At 65.6% G+C, this 19,482-nt stretch carries 22 protein-coding genes; 12 read left to right on the top strand and 10 right to left on the bottom strand.

The genetic code is table 11. The features are described 5' to 3' along the window. Positions 1 to 48 precede the first annotated feature (48 nt). Both aroB and EMQ25_RS15170 read left to right on the top strand, forming a co-directional pair. Positions 49 to 1,173: a 3-dehydroquinate synthase gene (gene aroB / locus EMQ25_RS15175; protein WP_127189440.1), complete on the top strand. Its 1,125-nt coding sequence runs from the start codon at positions 49 to 51 to the stop codon at positions 1,171 to 1,173. After that, a complete protein-coding gene (locus EMQ25_RS15170) occupies positions 1,170 to 2,453 on the top strand; it encodes an HlyC/CorC family transporter (protein ID WP_127189439.1) in 1,284 nt (427 codons plus the stop codon). Before aroB ends, EMQ25_RS15170 begins: the two co-directional genes overlap by 4 nt. 45 nt (positions 2,454 to 2,498) lie before the next feature. Here the strand turns inward: EMQ25_RS15170 and EMQ25_RS15165 are convergent, their stop codons facing one another. Together EMQ25_RS15165 and EMQ25_RS15160 are read right to left on the bottom strand one after the other, a co-directional pair. Next, positions 2,499 to 3,686 carry an OmpA family protein gene (locus EMQ25_RS15165; protein ID WP_158626103.1) on the bottom strand — a complete coding sequence of 396 codons (1,188 nt, stop codon included), beginning with the start codon at positions 3,684 to 3,686 and terminating at the stop codon, positions 2,499 to 2,501. Positions 3,687 to 3,872: 186 nt separating this feature from the next. Further along, entirely contained in the window at positions 3,873 to 4,175 is a 303-nt protein-coding gene (locus EMQ25_RS15160; protein WP_127189437.1) for a BolA family protein, read from the bottom strand. 48 nt (positions 4,176 to 4,223) lie between these two features. Between EMQ25_RS15160 and EMQ25_RS15155 the strand changes: the two genes are divergently transcribed. The 5 genes from EMQ25_RS15155 (at position 4,224) to EMQ25_RS15135 (ending at position 9,368) form a co-directional block, all read left to right on the top strand. After that, positions 4,224 to 4,838, top strand: coding sequence for a J domain-containing protein (locus tag EMQ25_RS15155; RefSeq protein ID WP_127189436.1), 615 nt, complete (start codon positions 4,224 to 4,226; stop codon positions 4,836 to 4,838). A gap of 98 nt (positions 4,839 to 4,936) precedes the next feature. Continuing rightward, entirely contained in the window at positions 4,937 to 5,914 is a 978-nt protein-coding gene (gene cobS / locus EMQ25_RS15150; RefSeq protein WP_127189435.1) for a cobaltochelatase subunit CobS, read from the top strand. A 52-nt stretch (positions 5,915 to 5,966) separates the two neighbouring features. Continuing rightward, complete coding sequence (gene cobT, locus EMQ25_RS15145; RefSeq protein ID WP_127189434.1) at positions 5,967 to 7,856, top strand: cobaltochelatase subunit CobT; 1,890 nt, start codon at positions 5,967 to 5,969, stop codon at positions 7,854 to 7,856. 26 nt (positions 7,857 to 7,882) lie between these two features. Continuing rightward, complete coding sequence (locus EMQ25_RS15140; RefSeq protein ID WP_158626102.1) at positions 7,883 to 8,854, top strand: esterase-like activity of phytase family protein; 972 nt, start codon at positions 7,883 to 7,885, stop codon at positions 8,852 to 8,854. 121 nt (positions 8,855 to 8,975) lie between these two features. Beyond that, entirely contained in the window at positions 8,976 to 9,368 is a 393-nt protein-coding gene (locus EMQ25_RS15135; protein ID WP_127189478.1) for a hypothetical protein, read from the top strand. A 3-nt stretch (positions 9,369 to 9,371) separates the two neighbouring features. Here EMQ25_RS15135 and EMQ25_RS15130 read toward each other — a convergent pair whose 3' ends face one another. Further along, positions 9,372 to 9,908 (bottom strand): gamma-glutamylcyclotransferase, encoded by a 537-nt coding sequence (locus tag EMQ25_RS15130; RefSeq protein WP_244606607.1) that lies wholly within the window; start codon positions 9,906 to 9,908, stop codon positions 9,372 to 9,374. A gap of 157 nt (positions 9,909 to 10,065) precedes the next feature. Here EMQ25_RS15130 and EMQ25_RS15125 point away from each other — a divergent pair, with 157 nt between their 5' ends. Continuing rightward, positions 10,066 to 11,034: a DUF2125 domain-containing protein gene (locus EMQ25_RS15125; protein ID WP_127189431.1), complete on the top strand. Its 969-nt coding sequence runs from the start codon at positions 10,066 to 10,068 to the stop codon at positions 11,032 to 11,034. A 9-nt stretch (positions 11,035 to 11,043) separates the two neighbouring features. Here EMQ25_RS15125 and EMQ25_RS15120 read toward each other — a convergent pair whose 3' ends face one another. Genes EMQ25_RS15120 through EMQ25_RS15110 form a run of 3 tightly spaced genes read right to left on the bottom strand, consistent with a single transcriptional unit; the run spans position 11,044 to position 13,939 of the window. Then, positions 11,044 to 12,000 carry a prephenate/arogenate dehydrogenase family protein gene (locus EMQ25_RS15120; protein WP_127189477.1) on the bottom strand — a complete coding sequence of 319 codons (957 nt, stop codon included), beginning with the start codon at positions 11,998 to 12,000 and terminating at the stop codon, positions 11,044 to 11,046. After that, positions 12,000 to 13,145: a histidinol-phosphate transaminase gene (gene hisC / locus EMQ25_RS15115; protein ID WP_244606606.1), complete on the bottom strand. Its 1,146-nt coding sequence runs from the start codon at positions 13,143 to 13,145 to the stop codon at positions 12,000 to 12,002. The genes EMQ25_RS15120 and hisC overlap by 1 nt, the downstream gene beginning before the upstream one ends. A 47-nt stretch (positions 13,146 to 13,192) precedes the next feature. Continuing rightward, complete coding sequence (locus tag EMQ25_RS15110; RefSeq protein WP_127189430.1) at positions 13,193 to 13,939, bottom strand: class I SAM-dependent methyltransferase; 747 nt, start codon at positions 13,937 to 13,939, stop codon at positions 13,193 to 13,195. Positions 13,940 to 14,025: 86 nt separating this feature from the next. On the opposite strand from EMQ25_RS15110, the gene gloB reads away from it, so the two are divergent. Further along, positions 14,026 to 14,793, top strand: coding sequence for a hydroxyacylglutathione hydrolase (gene gloB, locus EMQ25_RS15105; protein WP_127189429.1), 768 nt, complete (start codon positions 14,026 to 14,028; stop codon positions 14,791 to 14,793). A 166-nt stretch (positions 14,794 to 14,959) separates the two neighbouring features. Further along, complete coding sequence (locus EMQ25_RS15100; RefSeq protein WP_127189428.1) at positions 14,960 to 15,178, top strand: hypothetical protein; 219 nt, start codon at positions 14,960 to 14,962, stop codon at positions 15,176 to 15,178. A 6-nt stretch (positions 15,179 to 15,184) separates the two neighbouring features. On the opposite strand, the gene EMQ25_RS15095 is transcribed toward EMQ25_RS15100, so the two are convergent. The 4 genes from EMQ25_RS15095 to ftsE form a co-directional block, all read right to left on the bottom strand. Next, on the bottom strand, positions 15,185 to 15,457 hold the full coding sequence (locus tag EMQ25_RS15095; RefSeq protein WP_127189427.1) for a hypothetical protein: 273 nt from the start codon (positions 15,455 to 15,457) through the stop codon (positions 15,185 to 15,187). Positions 15,458 to 15,649: 192 nt separating this feature from the next. Further along, a complete protein-coding gene (locus EMQ25_RS15090; protein ID WP_127189426.1) occupies positions 15,650 to 16,444 on the bottom strand; it encodes a lysophospholipid acyltransferase family protein in 795 nt (264 codons plus the stop codon). Between the two features lie 13 nt (positions 16,445 to 16,457). Then, entirely contained in the window at positions 16,458 to 17,378 is a 921-nt protein-coding gene (locus EMQ25_RS15085) for a cell division protein FtsX (protein WP_127189425.1), read from the bottom strand. Further along, entirely contained in the window at positions 17,371 to 18,030 is a 660-nt protein-coding gene (gene ftsE / locus EMQ25_RS15080) for a cell division ATP-binding protein FtsE (protein WP_127189424.1), read from the bottom strand. The genes EMQ25_RS15085 and ftsE overlap by 8 nt, the downstream gene beginning before the upstream one ends. A gap of 209 nt (positions 18,031 to 18,239) precedes the next feature. On the opposite strand from ftsE, the gene EMQ25_RS15075 reads away from it, so the two are divergent. Together EMQ25_RS15075 and EMQ25_RS15070 are read left to right on the top strand one after the other, a co-directional pair. After that, positions 18,240 to 19,073, top strand: coding sequence for a zinc-ribbon domain-containing protein (locus EMQ25_RS15075; RefSeq protein ID WP_158626106.1), 834 nt, complete (start codon positions 18,240 to 18,242; stop codon positions 19,071 to 19,073). After that, complete coding sequence (locus EMQ25_RS15070; protein ID WP_127189422.1) at positions 19,073 to 19,480, top strand: response regulator; 408 nt, start codon at positions 19,073 to 19,075, stop codon at positions 19,478 to 19,480. Before EMQ25_RS15075 ends, EMQ25_RS15070 begins: the two co-directional genes overlap by 1 nt. The last annotated feature ends 2 nt before the right edge of the window (positions 19,481 to 19,482 follow it).

The raw sequence follows: 19,482 nt of genomic DNA, 5'->3' as shown, positions 1-19,482 counted from the left end.
GGCCCCGGCCGCGCCCAACCCTTACCTTCACGAGGAGACCCCATCCCCATGCCAGACGAGGTAGACCGATCGGTCCGAACCGTCCATGTGCCCCTTGGCGAGCGCGCCTATGACATCCTGATCGGCCACGGGCTGATCGAGAGCGCCGGGGAGCGTCTCGCTCAGGCCTTTCCCGGCCGCCGCTTCGGCATCGTCACCGACATGGAGGTGGCGCAGGCCCAGCTCCCGCGGCTGACCTCCGCCCTGCAAGCGGCCGGGATCGGGCATGAAGTCGTGGTCGTGCCGGCAGGGGAAGCGAGCAAGTCCCTCGACCGGCTCGGAGACGTCCTCGATGGGCTCCTCTCTGCCCGCCTCGAGCGGGGCGACCTCGTCGTGGCGCTCGGTGGCGGCGTCATCGGGGACCTTGCCGGCTTTGCCGCAGCGATCACCCGGCGCGGCATGGATTTCGTCCAGATGCCGACAAGCCTCCTCGCGCAGGTCGACAGCTCCGTAGGCGGCAAGACCGGGATCAACGCCCCACAGGGCAAGAATCTGATCGGCGCCTTCCACCAGCCCCGCCTCGTCCTTGCCGACCTCGACGCGCTTGAAACCCTGCCGCCACGCCAGTTCGCCGCCGGCTATGCCGAGATCGTCAAATACGGGCTCATCGACGACGAAGGCTTCTTCTTCTGGCTCGAAGAGAACCGCGCCAACATCTTCTCCGGCGGTCCGGCAAGGGCCGAGGCCATCGCGCGTGCCTGCGCTGCCAAGACCCGCTTCGTCCTCGCCGACGAGAAGGAAACCGGCGTGCGCGCGTTGCTCAATCTGGGGCACACCTTCGGGCACGCGCTCGAGAAGGTCACCGGATATTCTGACCGGCTCCTCCATGGCGAAGGCGTCGCCATCGGCATGGTTCTCGCCCATCGCTTCTCAGCTCGCCTCGGCCTCGCGCCGTCGCAGGACGGTGTTCGGATTACCCGGCATCTCGAAGCTGCGGGCCTCCCCACCGAGATCGGCCAGATCGCGGGCGACAAGCTGCCGGTCGAGCCGATGATGGATGCGATCGCTCAGGACAAGAAGGTCGTGCGCGGCAAGCTCACCTTCATCCTCACCCGCGGCATCGGACAGGCCTTCGTCGAGCGCAATGTCGACCCCGAAGCGGTGCGCGCGTTCCTTGAGGAGATGAGCGCATGACCTTCTCCCTCTGGCTGACCTCCGCGGGCATTCTCGTACTCCTCGCGATGAGCTTTTTCTTTTCGGGCTCCGAAACCGCCCTGACCGCCGCCTCGCGCGTACGCATCCACCAGCTCGCCCGCGGCGGCTCGAAACGCGCGGGCATGGTCGAAAAGCTGATCCAGGACAAGGAGCGGCTGATCGGCGCCATCCTCCTGGGCAACAACATCGTCAACATCCTGGCCTCGACGCTTGCCGCCAGCGTCTTGATCCAGCTCTTCGGGGAAGCCGGCATCGTCTATGCGACGATCGTGATGACCGCAGCCGTCGTCGTCTTTTCCGAAGTGCTCCCCAAGACCCTCGCGATCATGAGGCCGGACGGCTTCGCGCTCGGGGTCGCTCCGGTGATTCGCATCATCGTCATCATCTTTGCCCCGGTGACCCATGCTGTGCAGCTCATCGTCAACACCATCCTGCGCGTCTTCGGCCTGCGCGCCGACGGCACCAATGCGCTGAGCGGGCACGAGGAAATCCGGGGAACGGTCGAATTCCTGCAGTCCGAAGGCGAGGTCAAGAAGCAGGATGCGGACATGCTCGAGGGCCTGCTCGACCTGCGCGACCTGCAGGTCAGCGACGTCATGGTCCACCGCACGCAGATGTTCGCCCTCGATATCGATGCGCCACCCTCCGAGATCGTGAAGGCGGTTCTCGAGGAAGCCTATACCCGCATCCCGGTCTATCGCGGCGATGCCGACAACATCGTGGGCGTCCTGCACGTCAAGGACGTGCTTCGCGCCATGACGGCAGCCGGCGGCGATCCCGAGAAGATTTCGATCGAGACCATCGCCGTCGCGCCCTGGTTCGTCTCGGAATCGACGCGCCTCCTGACCCAGCTGGGGCGCTTCCGGTCCGGACAGTCACATCTGGCGCTCGTCATCGACGAATATGGCGAGGTGCAGGGCCTGATCACGCTCGAGGACATCCTCGAGGAAATCGTCGGCCAGATCGCCGACGAGCATGACGAGGAGGTTAGCGGCATTACGCGGGAGGCCGACGGCAACTATCTCGTGGAGGGCTCGGTCCTGATCCGCGACCTCAATCGCGCGCTCGACTGGGACCTCCCCGAAGAAGACGCAAGCACCATCGCCGGTCTCGTCATCGACGAGGCCAAGATGATCCCCGAGGAGGGGCAGGAGTTCACCATTCTGGGCTTCCGGTTCGTGGTGATCCGCAAGCTCCACAACCGCCTGACCCAGCTCCGCATCACCCCGCTCGAAACCGAGGCGGGGGACCGCACCTAGCTTCTGGAGGCGTCGCACGACCGAGCGGGCGACGCCTCCCACCGGCTAGGGCAGAACGGTGATGACCACCCTGCGATTGTCCGCGGGGCTCGGGCCGAACCGCTCCGTACCGCCGCCGCCCGTGGCGCTGACGCGGCGGAACTGCATGCCCTGCGCGCGCAGATAGGCTAGGACGTTCTGCGCACGCTCGACAGCGAAGAGCGCATTGGTCGCGTGATTGCCCTGCGCGCTCGAATAGCCGGTCACGAGCACGGTGCAGCGCTCCTCCCCGATATCCTCGATGATCTGGTCGAGCCGCTCGCGAAGGCGCGCGGTCAGGTCGTTCGAGCTCTCGTTGAACCCGAGCACATTGTAGGTCTGGTCCAGCCCGCAAGGCTCGTCCGTCCCTGCGACCGCGGCGGCGACAGGTTCGTCCTGCGGCGTCGTCTCGGCCGCATCGGGTTCGGAGGCCGCATCGGTCTCGGTGGTAGAAACGGTGTCGGGCTCGACAGGCGTTTCGGCCGCTGGCGCAACGTCGGTCTCCGGCTCGGCGGGCGCTTCTCTGCTTGCCTGGGGCGGAGGCGCATCCGCTGCTGCTTCGGGCGCAGGCTGCGGCACGTTCTCCTGGGCAGCTTCGGAGGCGTCCGCTTCAACGTCCTGCTCTGCGAGGGTCGGCGTCGCGATCGCCGCGGCATCCTCGGGCGTCCCGGGCATGGGCAGATCTGGCCCGCCAAGTGCCGGCCATCCGCCTTCGGGCGCTCGTAGTACGGCCTCGGCCGTCCCGTCGAAAAGGATGAGGAATTCGCCCAGCACGTCGTTCTCGCGCGGTCCGGCCTCGGTCTCGGTCACGAGACCCGAAAGCGTCACCGCCCGGCCGTTGACCGCTATCGAGGAGATATAGATGTTGCGGTCCCGCTCCGAGCCTTCCCCGCCGAACGCCTCGTTGACGAACCGCACCCTGACCTCGCCCTCCGGATCGAACACCGCTTCGGGGATCTCGAAGTCGAAGGCCTGCACATGGGCGGATTTGTCGGTGGCATCGGCGAAACGCCCTTCGCTCGCCGTGTCGATGGCGCGATCGACCACGCCCTCTCCTACGACCTCACCGGCAAACTCAACCTCGAACCGCGGGGGACCATCATAGGCTTCTCCCCCCACGATCAGATGGAGCCGACCGGGGTCCGCCATGGCGAGGCCCGGCACGGCAATTGCGAGTGCGGCCAGTGCCACACCGTTCAGTCTCTTGGATCTCATTACGCCCTCCTGAGAGTTCGCCCCCAAACTCCCGCTAGAGCGGCAGCTTGGCGAATCTGGGCCCGGTTTCGGGCAGGAGGTGGGCTTGGGCGCCCGCTTTCGGCCGCATTGCGGCATGCGGTTTCGCGCCGCCTCACGAAAGCGCGAGATGTGCCATGGAGTTATGGCGTCGAGACGCGCCCGACCTTATCTTTGCTGGGGGTTGAGGATCTCGGCCTCGATCGGTCCTGCCGGCGGCACGATCTCGATGGCAAGGGCGTGGACGCCGGCCTTGAGTTCGGCATCCACCGCTTCCATCACTGCTCGATGGCGGGCAAGCCGCGAAAGATTTGCAAGGGACGCCGCCCCGATGCGGACGCGGAAATGGGTCTCGCCCCCTTCTCGCCACCCACCATGGCCACGATGTTTGTGGCTTTCATCGGTCACTTCAAGGTGGGTTGGCTCGAATTTGGCCGAAAGTTTCTCAACAATGGCGTCGCGAACGGACATAAGGGTAAGGGCTCTGCGTTTGCGTATGGTTCAAGATAACTAGGTTCAATGAAGCTCGATTCCAAGCTGTTCGATGCAATCCGCATCCGCCCGCGCCGCGAGGAGAAGGTGCACGTCGCCGCCCCGTCATGCGGCTGGGAGGGGTGCGACCAGCCCGGTACCTATCGTGCGCCCAAGGCAAACCGCGCCGAGGGCTACCACAATTTCTGCCTCGAGCACGTCCGGCACTACAATCACGCCTATAATTTCTTCTCCGGCATGAAGGCCGACGAGGTCGAAGAGCACATCAACACCCGCCCCGGCATGGGCGATCCGCGCACGTTCGGGTTGGGCGCCGGGCCGCGCGTCCAGGCGCGTCCGCGCGATCCGAGCGCCAAGCGCATGGCCGATCCGCTCCATATCTTTGCCCGCTACGCCCGTGCCCAGGCCCGCTCGCCGCAGTCCGAGCGCGTCAAGCCGCTCCTCGAGCATGATCGACGCGCGCTCGAAATCCTCGGGTTCAAGGGCCACGCCAAGTCCGACGAGATCAAGAAGGCCTATAAGAGCCTCGTAAAGATCCACCATCCGGACGCCAATGGCGGGGACAAATCCTCCGAGGACCGCCTGCGCGCCATCATCGCGGCCTATCACCACCTCAAGTCCAAGGGCTTCGTGATGCGCTGACCGCCGGCCAATCCGGCCTACCCCAAGCGTTCCCTTGCTGCTATAGAGCGGCGCAGACATCCGCACGCCCCTCCCGAAAGCCCGACGAGCCTTTGCACATGAGCGAATTCACCAATCTGCCGGACACCGAATATTCCGCACGCGAGCTGTTCGGGATCGACACGGACATGAAGGTGATGGGCTATGGCGAGCCCAGCGGCCACGTGCCGCCGGCCGATCCGGATTATCTCTTCGACCGCAATACCACCCTCGCAATTCTCGCCGGCTTCGCGTTCAACCGCCGCGTCATGGTCCAGGGCTATCACGGCACCGGCAAGTCCACCCATATCGAGCAGGTGGCGAGCCGCCTCAACTGGCCGCTCGTGCGCGTCAACCTCGATAGCCATGTGAGCCGCATCGACCTCGTGGGCAAGGACGCCATCGTTCTGCGCGACGGAAAGCAGGTCACCGAGTTCCGCGACGGCATCCTGCCCTGGGCGGTGCAGAATAACATCGCGCTCGTCTTCGACGAATATGATGCCGGTCGTCCTGACGTCATGTTCGTCATCCAGCGCGTGCTCGAGCAGTCGGGACGGCTGACGCTGCTCGACCAGAACCGTGTCATCATCCCCCACCCCGCCTTCCGGCTCTTTGCGACGACCAACACGATCGGGCTCGGGGACACTTCGGGCCTCTATCACGGTACCCAGCAGATCAATCAGGGCCAGATGGACCGCTGGAGCCTCGTGGTGACGCTCAACTACCTGCCTCATGACAAGGAGGTCGGCATCGTCCTGTCCAAGGCCAGGTCCTGGCGGAACGACAAGGGCCGCAAGACCGTCTCCAACATGGTGCGCCTTGCCGACCTGACGCGGCAGGCCTTCATCAATGGCGATCTCTCGACGGTGATGAGCCCCCGCACGGTGATCACCTGGGCCGAGAACGCCGAGATCTTCGGGGATGTCGGCTTCGCCTTCCGCCTCACCTTCCTCAACAAGTGCGACGAGCTCGAACGCCCGGTGGTGGCCGAATTCTACCAGCGCGTCTTTGGCGAAGACCTGCCCGAAAGCGCCGCCAACCTCGCCATCACCGCCTGAGCGACAGACCGCGATTGGAGGGGCGCAAGCTCGCCCGATAAAAGCATAAACCATGGCACAGCCACCGCGCAGTAAGGCCAATCGCCCCGATCAGACCGCCCCGTTCAAGTCGGCGGTCGGCGCGACGCTGCGGGCCATCGCGGGGACCGCTGACCTCGAGGTCAGCTTCACCAGCGACCGCCCCATGCTGACCGCCGAAAAGGCGCGGCTCGCCAATCTCCCGCGCCTGCCGACGCGCCGCGACATTGCCATTGCGCGCGGCCAGGGCGACGCCATGGCCATGCGCCTCGCAAGCCATGATGCCGACGCCCACCGCAGGCGCGCGCCTTCCGATCCCGATGCGCGGGCGGCCTTCGATGCGCTCGAACAGGCCCGCGTCGAGGCATTGGGCTGCGTACGCATGCCCGGCATGACCGGCAACATCCACGAAATGCTCGAAGATCGCTTATTTCGTGCAAATTTTGCCGAAGTTGCAGCCCGCGACGACGCCCCGATCGCCGAGGCGCTCGGCCTGCTGCTGCGCGAGAAAGTCGCCGGCCTCGAGGTCCCGCCCTCCGGCCACGCCCTCGTTGGGCTCTGGCGCAAGGAGATCGAGGAGAAGGCCGGCGGCGCCCTCGACGATCTCGTTGCCCGCTTCGAGGACCAGGAGGACTTCGCACGCGCCGCCCGGGCGCTGCTGCGCGACCTCGAAATGCTGAGCGATGCCGAACTAGAAGGCGACCAGGACGAGGACGGCGAAGGCGACCAGAACGACGCGCCTGACAAGGCCGATGGCTCCGACCAGAACCCTGAAGCGGGCGAGGCCGACAACGACCAGTCCGAGATGCAGCGCGAGGAAAGCCCCGGCACCTCCGAGGAAAGCGGCGAGGTCGAGGGCGCCGAGACCGACTACACCGAAACCGAGGACGATACCCCCGGGGATGCTGGCGAGGATGCGCCGAGCCCTCCCCCGGGCGGCAACGATCCCGACCGGCTGACCAACAGCTTCAACTACAAGATCTTCACCCAGAAATACGACGAGATCGTCAAGGCCGCCGAGCTTTGTCCGCCCGAGGAACTCGACCAGCTCCGCGCGCTTCTCGACAAGCAGCTCGAAAACCTCGCCGGCGCCGTTGCGCGGCTGGCCAACAAGCTCCAGCGTCGCCTCATGGCCCAGCAGAGCCGTGCCTGGGAATTCGATCTCGAGGAAGGCCTGCTCGACACCGCGCGGCTGACCCGGGTCGTCACCGACCCGCTGCAGGCCCTCTCGTTCAAGGTCGAGCGCGACACCGACTTCCGCGACACCGTGGTGACCCTTCTGATCGACAATTCGGGCTCCATGCGCGGCCGCCCGATCACGATTGCGGCCATTTGTGGGGACATCCTCGCCCGGACGCTCGAACGCTGCGGGGTCAAGGTCGAGATCCTCGGCTTCACGACGCGTGCGTGGAAAGGTGGCAAGAGCCGCGAGGCCTGGCTCGAGGCCAACCGCCCCGCTAACCCCGGACGCGTCAACGACATCCGCCATATCATCTACAAGGCCGCCGACGAGCCCTGGCGCCACGCCCGTCGCAATCTCGGCCTGATGATGCGCGAGGGGCTGCTCAAGGAAAACATCGACGGAGAGGCCCTGCTCTGGGCCCAGCGTCGCCTCATGGCGCGCCCCGAGAACCGGCGCATCCTGATGGTGATATCGGATGGCGCGCCCGTCGATGATTCCACCCAGTCGGTCAATGCGGGCAATTATCTCGAAGCCCATCTGCGCCAGGTGATCGAGGAGATCGAGACCCGTTCGCCGATCCAGCTCGTGGCCGTCGGCATCGGCCATGACGTCACCCGCTATTATCGGCGCGCGGTGACGCTGCTCGACGCCGAGGAGCTGGCCGGAGCGCTGACCGAGGAACTCGCCGCCCTCTTTGATGAGGAGGCCCCGGCCCGGGCGGGTCGGCGCCGGCGGCTCTGATGGGGATGCGGCATGGGGCCTCTTTCGTGCTCGCCGCTCTGCTTGCCATCTCCGGAACGGCCCATGCCGAAGACGCAATCGTCACCGCAAGCCAGGTGACGCGCTTTGCCGACACAGACCCGGGCGGCCGCGTGGGGGCCTTAGTCTGGGAAGGCGGCCTCGTTCTCTCGAGCTCGGCAGATACGTTTGGCGGGCTTTCCGGCATCACCTTCGTTGGTGGAGAAAACCACCTCGTCATGGTGACCGACCGCGGCCAGTTCGTTTCAGGCCAATTGCTCTATGACGAGGCAGGCCTGCCAAGCGAACTGATCGGGGTAACAATCGAGCCCATTCGCAATTCGAGTGGCGCGCCGCTGCCGCGCCCCTTCGCGCGGGATGCCGAGGCCCTCGACGTGATCGTGCGGGACGGCGTGCCGTCGGCCGTCCGGGTCGGCTTTGAGAACCTGACCCGCGTCGCCGATTTCAGTCTCGACGGCTACGTGCCCCGGGGCGCAGCGCGCGAGATCGCCATTCCGCAATGGCTTTCCGACGCTCGAACGAACGCCACCATCGAGTCCGTCTGCATCGCGCCACCGGCATCCCCGATCGCCGGCTCGACGCTGATCCTGACCGAAGGGGTCTATGACGAAGCCGGGCGAAACCGCGCCTGGCTCCTTGGCCAGCGCGATGCCGGCGCCTTGAGCTATGTGGCGAGCCCCGGCACCAACCCCTCGGACTGCGCGTTCCTGCCCAATGGCGATCTCTTGGTGCTCGAGCGCGGCATCGCGCTTTTTGCCTTCACGATCAAGCTCAAGCGGGTTCCGGCTGCCGAGATCGTCCCGGGCGCCGTGATGTCGGGGGAGATCCTCCTGGAATCGACGGGCGGAGACATCGACAATCTCGAGGGCCTGGCGGTCCATGCCGGCCCGCGCGGCGAGACGCGGATCACGATCATCTCGGACAACAATTTCAACAGCTGGCAGCGCAATCTCCTGCTGCAGTTTTCGCTCCCGCAATGACCGCTGGCGGCGACCGCGGAACTTTGCCATCATCACCCGACCCGATCCGCAGGAGCAAACGGTGAGCGATCACGTCTTCATTCCGCCCCAGCATGGCGGACGCCGGCAGCCGGGCACCTTCATTCCGCCGCTGCTGATCATCCCATTCATTCTCTACAATCTGATCGGGTTCCTGTTCTTTGGCGGCAGCCCGGAAGGCTGGAGCCAGACGGTCCTCTCCATCCCCATGGTCTCGGGCGTCTCCTGGGCGCTGAGTGCCGGGGACCTGATGATCCTGGGCTCGCTCGTCCTGCTCTTTTTCGAAATGCTGAAATCCACGCAGTCCGGCCGCGCCTCGGTGCTCGAGCACATTCTCTCGACGCTCGTGTTCGTCGCCTTCCTCGTCGAATTTCTGCTGGTCGGCGCCGCCGCCAGCTCGGTGTTCTTCATCCTGCTGATCATGGCGCTGATCGACGTCGTCGCCGGATTCTCGGTGTCGATCACGAGCGCCGGGCGCGACGTCACGATGAGCTGAGGGCTAGCCTTCGGCCTCGAGCAGGCGGGCCAGTGCGCTGAGATAGGCGTCGGCCACCCCGAGATCCTCGAGGTGGCGGGCCGTGTTGATCACGTAGTCACGGTTCGGGCCCGATCGCCCATGGCTGCGACGAACGAGCCGGAGCTGTTCGGTGACGTCGAGCCGCCCGGCATATTGGGCGTGGCCCGGATCGACAAGGAAGACGAGCGCCTCGACGGCCTGTCCATCCGCCAGCCTGACCGAGCGCATCGCCTCCCGATAGACGCCGCTCACCTGCTCGCGCTCGCGCAGATAGTCGCGCGTCTCCGGCCAGTCTTCTGCCGCCACTTCGAACGCCATGCCATTGCACGACCCGCCGCGGGTCAGCCCGAAGACGAGCCCCGGGGCCTGCGGCGTGCCGCGATGGCGATGGGAATAGATGCAGAGGCTGCGATGGGCGCCACGCAGCAGCGCCTGCTGCCGCTGCCTGAACCGAAAACCGGGCAGCCAGATCAGCGAGCCATACCCGAACACCCAATGGCTTTGCCCGGTCGCGGACACCCAGCCTCCTTCTGCCGGGACGATCCCGGCGCGGACCATGCTTTGGCCCAGAATCTAGCGTCAGCCTCGGCGGCTCGCAATTGCGCCCGTCGCTGATCGGCCATGCGCCAATCGGGCCCGTAGCCAGCCTCTGCCGTGACGGACTAGAAGTGTTGCCATGAAACGATTCGCCATTCTCGCCACTGCCATCGTCCTCGTCGTCGTCGCCTGGAGCGGCGCCTGGCTCTATGCGGCAGGTGAAATCCGCCGCACCATCGATGCGCAGGCCGCCGCTGACGGGATCTCGAGCCCGCGTCTCACCTGCGGCACGCTGGAGGTCGCCGGTTTTCCGTTCCGGTTCGACGTGACGTGCCTCGAGGCAAGCGCCCAGATCGAGGACATGACGGTCGATCTTGCCGAATGGCGGGCGACGGTCCTTGTCTACCGACCAACCCATCTTCTCGCCTTCGGTCGGGGTCCCGCACGCATCACCGACGCCTTTACCGGCAGCTCGAGCGAATTGAGCTGGGAGGAACTGGAGGCGAGCGTGAGGCTCTCGGGCTGGCGGATCGCCCGCGCGTCACTGACTGCGGACACCATCGCTTGGTCGGACACTCTCGTGGGTCAGTCCCTGATCGGCAGCGCCAGCCACCTCGAGGCCCATCTCATCGACATGCCCGATGCCCATGAGCCCGAACGCGGCGTCTCTGCGCTGGCCGCCTATGTGCGTCTCGAGGACGTTTCGGCGCCCGGCTTCGACGTGGCGGGCGGCGAGGCGACGCTGGAAGCTGAGTTGACCGGCATTCCGGACGATGTGCGCGCCTTCGGCGACCCCGATCTTCTGCCGCGCTGGCAGCAGGCCGGGGGCGCCCTCAACCTCGTAGGGTTCCGCGCCCAAGCGGGCGAGCAGTTCTTCCAAAGCACCGGTTCGCTGCAACTGAGCGATGCCGGCCTCGCCAATGGACGATTCGATGTCGAGAGCCGCGGGATCCTCGAGGAGATCGGCGACATGCTGCCACCCGACATGCGCCAGTTGATCCTCGGCAATCCCGACGCCGACGGCACCTACAGCCAGTCGATCGGGCTCACCAATGGCGTCATCTTTTCGGGCATGCTGCCGATCGGAATGATCCCCGCGCTCTTCTGAGCCTTCCGCTCAATCGCGCTTGTTCTCACCATTGCCGCTACCGGGCATGAGGATCGGTGCAGGCTCGTGGGGACGGCCGAAATCGGGCACCGAGGTCTCCTGGCCCGCGTCGATGATCGAGCGGCGAATGGCGCGCGTGCGCGTGAAGAGGGCCTCGAGCGCCGGCCCATCGCCCACGCGCACCGCACGCTGCAGGCGCGAGAGATCCTCGAGGAAGCGCCCGAGCATCTCGAGCACCGCTTCGCGGTTGGTGAGAAAGACGTCGCGCCACATCACCGGGTCCGAAGCCGCGATCCGGGTGAAGTCGCGAAAGCCCGAGGCCGAGAACTTGATGACTTCCGATTGCGTGTCTGCCTCGAGATCGGCGACGGTGCCCACGATATTGTAGGCGACGAGATGGGGAACATGGCTCGTTATGGCGAGCACCATGTCGTGGTGGTCGGCTTCCATCACTTCGACATTGGAGCCCATTGCCGCCCAGAACGCCGACAGCCGCGCGATCGCGTCGCGATCGACGTCCGGCTCGGGTGTCAGCACACACCAGCGATTGGCAAAGAGCTCGGCAAAACCCGATGCGGGTCCTGAATGCTCGGTGCCCGCGAGCGGGTGGCCGGGAATGAAATGGACGCCGGCCGGCACATGGGGCCCGCAGACCCGGATGACGTGTCGCTTCACCGAGCCGACATCGGAGAGGATGGCGCCGGGCTTCAGAGCCGGGCCGATGGCTTCGACCACCGCGCCGATCGCCCCGACAGGGACGCAGAGAATGACGAGATCGGCATCGCGTACGGCCTCGGCGGGATCGAGCGTATAGATGTCGCCAAGACCGAGCGCCTCGGCCTCAGCGAGCGTCTCGGGCTTTCGTGTCGAGATCGCTATCGTCTGCGCCAGTCCGTTCCTGCGCACCGCATGGGCGATGGATGAACCGATGAGGCCGATGCCGATCAGCGCGATCTTCTGGAACATCATGGCCGCTCTCCAGGGGCGCCGAAGCCCTTGAGAACATCGACGACCGCCCGCATGGCCGCTTCGCTGCCAATGGAAATCCGAAGCCCGTTGCCAATGCCGTAGACCCCGATCTCCCGGACCACCAGGCCCTGATCGAGGAGCGCGGCAAAAGCGTCGCGGGCGCGTCTTCCCTCTTCGTCGGGAAACAGCACCATCACGAAATTGGCCTGGCTCTGCACGACCCGGAGCGCGTTAGAGGAGAGCGCGGCCGTCAGCCAGTCGCGCCAGCGCGCATTGTGAAGACGAAGCGCCTCGGTAAATTCGGTGTCGCGCGCAGCCGCCGCGCCTGCGAGCTGCGCCGGCAGGTTGACGTTGAAGGGCCCCCTGATGCGGTTGAGCGCATCGACGATCTCAGGGGGGCCATACATCCAGCCGATCCGCAGCGCCGCGAGCCCCATCTTGGAGAAGGTGCGGACCATGACGACGTTTTTCGCGCGCTCAACGAGTGCGGCGCCGACCGCATAGTCGGCGGCCGTCACATATTCGGCGTAAGCGCTGTCGACGACGAGGAGAATGTCCTCGCGCAGGCCGGCATGGAGCCGGTCGAGCTCGGCCTCCGAGATATAGGTGCCGGTGGGGTTGTTGGGGTTCGCAAGAAAGACCATCTGCGTGCGCTCGGTGACGGCGGCGAGAATGGCATCGACATCGGCGGTGTAGTCGGCCTCGGGCGCCATCACGATTTGGGCCCCGGCGGCCCTGGTGACGATCGGATACACCGAGAAGCCGAACTGGCTCATCACCGCCTCGTCGCCTTCCCCGAGATAAGCCTGGGCAAGCAGGTGCAGAATGTCGTCCGAGCCGTTGCCGCAGACGATCCGCGCGGGATCAAGGCCATGGACCTCGCCCAGTGCTTCGCGCAGGAGGCGCGAGGAGCCCTCGGGGTAGATCTCGAGCCCGCCTGCAATTGCCGCCTCGGCAGCAGCGATGGCCTTCGGGCTGGCCCCCAGCGGGCTTTCGTTGGAGGACAGCTTGGTGACCTTCACGCCCGGACCTGCCGTCGAGCGGCCGGGAACATAGGCTGCAATTTCGAGAATGCCGGGCTGCGGCTGAGGACGGTCGGACATCTGTGCCTGGAACTGCTGGCGGGAAACCGGCCGGACCATAGTGAAACCCCGTGGCGATGGCAAAGCAAACCTAGGGGCGGCGCGTCTCAAGGCTCCTGCGCGGGGCTGTGGAGCGCATGCTGGGGCGTCATGGCCGGCACGCGCACGAAACGCCCGGTCTTCTGGCGTCGCGGGATGGCGGGGATCATCTCCTTGCGCGCCGCAACGCAGATGGCGCCGGCAAAGGCGGGGCCGAAGAGCCGCAGGAACCGCTCGCAGAACCGGGTGGTGCGCAACATCAGACGCCGCTGGCTGGGTGGCAGGAACAGCGCTTCCCGCCACGTCTCGGGCATGAAGGAGTGCTCCCGCAGAAGTCTTTCGAGCTGTCCACGACTATAGGGATGCCCATTGCCGAAAGGCGTGTTGTCCAGCTGCGCCCAGATGCCGAGCCGCCGGGGAACGACGACGACGAGGCGTGCATTGGGCGCGGCGATCCGCCAGAGCTCGCGCATCAGTTCCTCGGCGTCCGCCACGTGCTCGAACGCGTGCACCGCAATGACGAGATCAATGCTCGAATCGTTAAGCGGCATCTCGAGGGGATCGCAGAGCACCGTATGCGAGGGCGCCTCGCGCGGCCAGGCCGATGCACCCTGCCGGGCCGGCATGAAGGCGAGCACGCGTTCGGAAGGCTCGAGCGCAAAGCGCAGGAAGGGCGTCGCAAAGCCGAGGCCGAGCACACGCTTGCCGCGCAGATCGCCTGCCAGATCGATCACCTGATTGCGCAGCAGTTCGCGCGTCACATGGCCGAGCGGCGATTTGTAGAACGCGATGAGGCGCGTCACGTCGGGGGTCATGGCCTTGCCTTGTCTATGGGGTTAGAGTTTGCCCAAGCCGGGCGGCGCTGTCATCCGCTCCAAGAACAGCCGGAAAGGAAATCCGCATGAGCCTTCTGATCGACGTTTTCATCTGCCGCGAGGATAATTACGGTTATCTGGTCCATGATGTGGACAGCGGCAAGACCGCCGCCATTGATGCCCCTGACGCCGAGGCCATCGCAAAGGCCCTGAAGACCCGAGGCTGGGGGCTCGATCTCGTTCTGATCACCCATCACCATATCGACCATGTCGAGGGCATCGCGCCGCTGAAGGCGCAATTCGGCGCCGAGATTATCGGCCCGCGCGCCGAAGCGGGAAAGATCGACGGTCTCGACCGTCTGGTCGCTGCCGGAGACACGGTCCAGCTCGGCGAAACGCGCTTCGAAATCCTCGGAACACCCGGCCACACGCTGGGACACATCGTCTATCTCGATCGTGAAGGCGGGCATCTCTTCGCTGCAGATGCGCTGTTCTCGATGGGTGTCGGACGTATGTTCGAAGGTGAACCGGGCCCGATGTGGGAAGGGCTGCGGGCGCTGCGGGAGCTCCCGGACGCGACACTTCTCTATTGCGGGCACGAATATACGCTCTCCAACGCCAAGTTCGCGCTCAGCATCGAACCCGACAATGCCGCGCTGAAGATCCGTGCGGCCGAGGTCGAGCGGATGCGTGCAGAAGGCCGCTACACCATCCCGGTATCGCTGGGCATGGAAAAAGCGACCAACCCCTTCCTGCGCATCGACCAGCCCGAGGTTCAGCGCGCGGTCGGCCTCGAAGGCGCCGAGGCGGCCGAAATCTTCCGCGCGGTGCGGAAAGCCAAGGATGACTTCTGAGGCTTGCCGTCCGCCTCCCCTCATAACGTGAAGGAACCGGGGCTTCGCTCCCCGGATTAACCTCGCTCGTAGATGACTGTGTCAAACCCTTAACGAAACCTTGCCACGCCGCTAATGGCGTGGCGTTCTCGGGGCAAGGCACACAGGTCGGCAAGCGAGGTGGCTCATGGCCAAGAAGCGCTATAGACGGATCCGTCCGCGCAGCAATGCGAGTGCTGCCGTGGCGCGCCGCGTGCGCGAAGCACAGTCCGCATCGTTCATCTCGCAGGTTCTTGCCCCCGGTGATCCCTCGCGCATGAAGCGCGCGCTTGCCGCCTATCGCGAGCGCGAGGACAGCGTTGTCCGCCGCGTGCCTATCGGCTACCGCACCTCGCTTACGGTGTGATCCGTCTCAGGCCGCCGACCGCAACACGGGCGATGTCGGCATGGCCTGCGCAATCTCAAGATCCCAGGCGATCGTCGCCCGCTCGCTCTGCTGGATGGCGTCGCGCACCCTGAACGCCCGATCTGCACAGTCGAGCGCGAGCCTGAAGCGGGCGCGGCTCGACGGATCGAGCACCAGATCTTCGCTCGAGCCGACCCAGAGGACGACATTGCCGCGCGCAAGCAGATGCAGTTCTCCCGCGCCGAGGGCAAAACTCTCCACCGGTTCGGACGTCAGCACATAAATGCGCCCTGACCGCCCCATCCAATTCTGGGCGCGACCACTTCCGGCGCTGACGACATCTCCCATCCGAACCATGGCCATCCCTCCGGAGAGAACAAATATGGAACGTAGTTGTGCAGATGTCAACTGCACTTCTGCGCCACCTCTATATGTATGGCCTAGAAGACGATGAGGGTCAACATATAGTAGTCATTGAGGTTCATGCCCCGAGACTCGGTCGCGCCATTCCTGCGGCACGGGCCGCGAAAGGCCCGAGGCGATGGCCTCGGCCGCCAGCGCAGTGCTTACAGGCTCGATCTCGGCTTCGAGCCGTGCCCGGAACACATCGCCGGGCAAACCGGCCGGGATCGCGGGCAGGAACCGCGCCTTTGCGGTGCCCGGCCAGAGCACGAGACTGTTGCGCCCCCAATAGAGGCCCGAGTTCAGCGCAACCGGAACGACCGGAACCCCGAGCGATTCGTATAGCCGGACGATGCCCTGCCGATAGGCTGGCGGGGCCAGCGGCGGTCGCCTTGTCCCCTCGGGGAAGATGATGATGCGGCAGCCCCGATCGGCCGCAGCCTTTGCATCGGCCATCATCACCGGGATGGCCTGGGCACCGCGCTTGCGGTCGACCTCGATGGTGTCGAGCGACCGCGCCGCCCAGCCAAAGAACGGGATATCGAGCAGCTCGCGCTTGGCGATGAACGCCGGTCGCCCCGTATGGGGCAGGATCGCATAGATGTCCCAGTCGCTCTGGTGCTTGGCCGCGATGATGCAGCCGCCTTCGGGGATGTTTTCCTGCCCGGTGACCTCGGTCCTGATCCCCACGATCCAGCGCAAGAGGAACAGGTTGGAATCCGACCAGTACCGCGCGATCCCCCAGGTGAACCGCGTGTGGCGGCGAAGGATCAGGGCGAGCGTGCCCACAAAGAGCGCCAGGATCGTCGTCTGGATGAAAAACAGCGCGTAAAAAACGAGCGAGCGGATGGCCTGCACGATCATGATGGCCCCAAGCTCAGGACGTCTGCGACAGGAAGCGGCGCACGGTCATCCGCGAGGTGATGGCCGTGATCGCAGCGATCACGGGCACGACCGCGGCAATGCCGAGAAGACCATCTACGCCCAGTGAGAAGCGCCCGAAAAGAACACCCAGTTGCGCGCTTGCCTCGTCCGGCACGACGGATCCCGCAGTCAGTGCCACGACAAAGAAAAAGAGCGCAGCGGCAACCCCGCCGACCACCCCGCCGCGAAACCCGATCGAGAGAAACCGCCCCTGGAATTCGCCGGCGATGAAGCTGTTTGAGGCGCCGATGAAATGGAGCACGTCCACGATCTCGCGGTTCGAGGCCATGGTGCCACGGGTCGCGAAGATGATGGCAAGCACGGTCGCGACCACGATGAGGGCCAGTACGAGGAGGCCCGAGACGACGATGGTCCCGGCCATGACGTTGAGCTGCTGGCGCCAGGCGGCATGGGTATCGAGGCTTGCCCCCTGGACCGATTGCAGGTCCCGCGTCAGCTGGGCGATGTCGACTTCGGCGGGATCGTCGAGCTCGACGATCACGAGGCGCGGAATGGCGAGCGCCGAGAGGTCGAGCCCGGCGCCGAGCCAGGGCTCGATCAGCGCCTGGCTTTCCTCGACCGGAATGGCGCGGGCATTCGCAACCCCCGGCGTCGCCTGTGCGAGCGCAACGGCTGTGCGAAGATTGCTCTCCATCACCTGCCCTTCCATGGGCCGCACCTGAATGGTGAGCTCGCGTCCGACATCGGCGGACCAGGCAACAGCCGATTTCTGCACCAGCACCACGCCCCCGAGCGTTACCGCCGAGAGAAAGGTCATGATAGCGATGAGCAGCAGGAGCGTTCGGCCCGCGACGGAACGCTCGGGCACGATGGGGGTGGCGCGATTGCGCTGGGGGAGCCGCAGCTCAATCATGGATGACGATCTCCCCGTCGCGCAGCAGCATGCGCGGAAAGCTGAAATTATCGAGCAGCGGCAGTTCGTGGGTGGCCAGAATGATCGTGGTGCCCATCTTGTTCAGCTCGGCAAACAGGGTGACGAGCCGGAGCGAGAGGTCGGGATCGACATTTCCGGTCGGCTCGTCCGCGAGGAGGATGTCGGGCCGCCCGATCACGGCCCGTGCGATCGCGGCACGCTGTTTCTCACCGCCCGAAAGCAGCGCCGGATGCGCATCCATGCGTTCCCCGAGACCGACCCATTCGAGCAGTTCGGTGACATTGGCGCGATAGGCGCTCTCGGGCTGCCCGAGCACCCTGAGCGGCAGGGCGACGTTTTCATAGGTCGTCAGATGGTCGAGCAGGCGGAACTCCTGGAACACGATGCCGATATGCCGCCGCATGCGCAGCAGCGCATCCTGGTCGAGCCCGCTCACATCCTGCCCGAAAAGCCGCACAGTGCCGCGCGTCGGCTTGAGCGACAGCAGCAGCAGTTTCAGAAGCGACGTCTTGCCCGAACCGGACGGGCCGGTGAGGAAATGGAATGATCCCGGTTCGACCGTGAAGGTCAGATCTCTCAGGATCTCGGGGCCATGGCCGTAGCGCAGGCCCACGTCTTCGAATTCGATCACGCCGCTTCTCTCCGAATCAGGCATGGCCGGCATCATAACAGCACCCATGTGCACAACACGCGCCCAGACCTCCTGTTTTGCCGCAAAAGGGATGGCTTTCCGCCCCGCCGGGCGGGGATCGGGGCGCAATAGCGGCGAAGATGGGCGAGTTTGAGGAGTTTTAACCGCGCGGGCGCTAATCTTTGCCGATGCAAGCGAGCGCGCCAGCAATGATCGTCATTTCCTGCCCACATTGCGGCACGCGCTACCAATTGGCGCCCGATGCCATAGGCACGTCCGGCCGCAAGGTGCTCTGCGCTCAATGCGGGCGCGACTGGACCGCGCGGATGCCCGAGCCGGACGGGCCCGAAGACGGCCTCGTCTTCCCCACCGGCGATGAAGACAGTCTCGATGCCGCGTTCGACGCCGCCGAAAAGACCGATGCGGCCAAGGCGCGCACCATGGCGCGGATCAAGGCGGCCATCGCGCCCAAAACGCCCCAGGCCCGTCCGGTGGACCTCGAGGCCGAGCGCAGGCGGCTCCGCGCCTTTTCGGCGCGCCAGGAGACGATCGCGCGCACCCTGCCCGTCGCCCGGATGCGTCGCATGGCACGCTACGTGCTCGCCGGAATTCTTCTCGCCCTGGTCGGCGCACTCATGATCTTCCGCACCGAAATCGTGCGCGAAGCCCCAGCCATGGCCAGTCTCTATTCTTCGGTCGGGCTCGGCGTGAACGTCTTGGGGCTCGAGTTCGAGGACACCCGCACGATCACAATCATGCGCGAGGGCGCGCGCGTCATGGCGGTCGAAGCCAACATCCGCAACGTCGCCGGTCGCCCTGTGGACGTTCCCCCGGTGCGGGTCTCGGTTTATGACGGCACCCGAACCACCATCTACGAGTGGAGCGCCCATGCAGACGCCGGGCATCTCGCGCCCGGCGAAGTGGCCCAGCTCCGCACCCAGCTCACCGCTCCCCCCCAGGGCGCAGCGGGGGTCAGGCTCAGTTTCATCAACGACCGCGTCGAGCTCGAAGCCGGCGCACAACGCATACAAGGAGGCCGCTAATGGCCCGCATCCTGCTCGCCGAGGATGACGACAATGTCCGCATGTTCGTCTCGCGCGCTCTCGCCCATGCCGGCCACGAGGTCGTCGAGGCCGAAGATGGTGGGGTCGCCGCCGAGATCGCCGATGTGAAGAGCGAGGCGTTCGACCTCGTCCTTTCGGACATCAAGATGCCCGTGATGGACGGGATCGCGCTCGCGCAACATCTGGGCCGGAGCCGGCCCGGCCTCACCATCATGCTGATGACCGGATTTGCCGACCAGCGCGAACGCGCCAGCGGGCTCGAGAAACTCGTCTACGACGTTATCCCCAAGCCGTTCTCGCTTGCCGAGCTTGTCGCCAAGGTTGGCGACGCCCTGGCGGGCCGGCCAGCGCGCATCGTCTCGCTCGCCGAGGCCCTGCCCGCCTGAGC

It is taken from the genome of Arsenicitalea aurantiaca, from assembly GCF_003994485.1.
In the GTDB taxonomy this organism is placed as follows: Bacteria; Pseudomonadota; Alphaproteobacteria; order Rhizobiales; family Devosiaceae; genus Arsenicitalea; species Arsenicitalea aurantiaca.
The sequence above is the reverse complement of the archived record's forward strand: the minus strand, read 5'-3'. Positions and strand labels throughout refer to the sequence as shown.

Bases quoted from the DNA above. Each gene is read 5' to 3' on its own strand.
- aroB (WP_127189440.1), top strand. From the start codon at position 49: ATGCCAGACGAGGTAGACCGATCGGTCCGAACCGTCCATGTGCCCCTT.
- EMQ25_RS15170 (WP_127189439.1), top strand. From the start codon at position 1,170: ATGACCTTCTCCCTCTGGCTGACCTCCGCGGGCATTCTCGTACTCCTC.
- EMQ25_RS15165 (WP_158626103.1), bottom strand. From the start codon at position 3,686: ATGAGATCCAAGAGACTGAACGGTGTGGCACTGGCCGCACTCGCAATT.
- EMQ25_RS15160 (WP_127189437.1), bottom strand. From the start codon at position 4,175: ATGTCCGTTCGCGACGCCATTGTTGAGAAACTTTCGGCCAAATTCGAG.
- EMQ25_RS15155 (WP_127189436.1), top strand. From the start codon at position 4,224: ATGAAGCTCGATTCCAAGCTGTTCGATGCAATCCGCATCCGCCCGCGC.
- cobS (WP_127189435.1), top strand. From the start codon at position 4,937: ATGAGCGAATTCACCAATCTGCCGGACACCGAATATTCCGCACGCGAG.
- cobT (WP_127189434.1), top strand. From the start codon at position 5,967: ATGGCACAGCCACCGCGCAGTAAGGCCAATCGCCCCGATCAGACCGCC.
- EMQ25_RS15125 (WP_127189431.1), top strand. From the start codon at position 10,066: ATGAAACGATTCGCCATTCTCGCCACTGCCATCGTCCTCGTCGTCGTC.
- EMQ25_RS15120 (WP_127189477.1), bottom strand. From the start codon at position 12,000: ATGTTCCAGAAGATCGCGCTGATCGGCATCGGCCTCATCGGTTCATCC.
- hisC (WP_244606606.1), bottom strand. From the start codon at position 13,145: ATGGTCCGGCCGGTTTCCCGCCAGCAGTTCCAGGCACAGATGTCCGAC.
- EMQ25_RS15110 (WP_127189430.1), bottom strand. From the start codon at position 13,939: ATGACCCCCGACGTGACGCGCCTCATCGCGTTCTACAAATCGCCGCTC.
- gloB (WP_127189429.1), top strand. From the start codon at position 14,026: ATGAGCCTTCTGATCGACGTTTTCATCTGCCGCGAGGATAATTACGGT.
- EMQ25_RS15100 (WP_127189428.1), top strand. From the start codon at position 14,960: ATGGCCAAGAAGCGCTATAGACGGATCCGTCCGCGCAGCAATGCGAGT.
- EMQ25_RS15090 (WP_127189426.1), bottom strand. From the start codon at position 16,444: ATGATCGTGCAGGCCATCCGCTCGCTCGTTTTTTACGCGCTGTTTTTC.
- EMQ25_RS15085 (WP_127189425.1), bottom strand. From the start codon at position 17,378: ATGATTGAGCTGCGGCTCCCCCAGCGCAATCGCGCCACCCCCATCGTG.
- EMQ25_RS15075 (WP_158626106.1), top strand. From the start codon at position 18,240: ATGATCGTCATTTCCTGCCCACATTGCGGCACGCGCTACCAATTGGCG.
- EMQ25_RS15070 (WP_127189422.1), top strand. From the start codon at position 19,073: ATGGCCCGCATCCTGCTCGCCGAGGATGACGACAATGTCCGCATGTTC.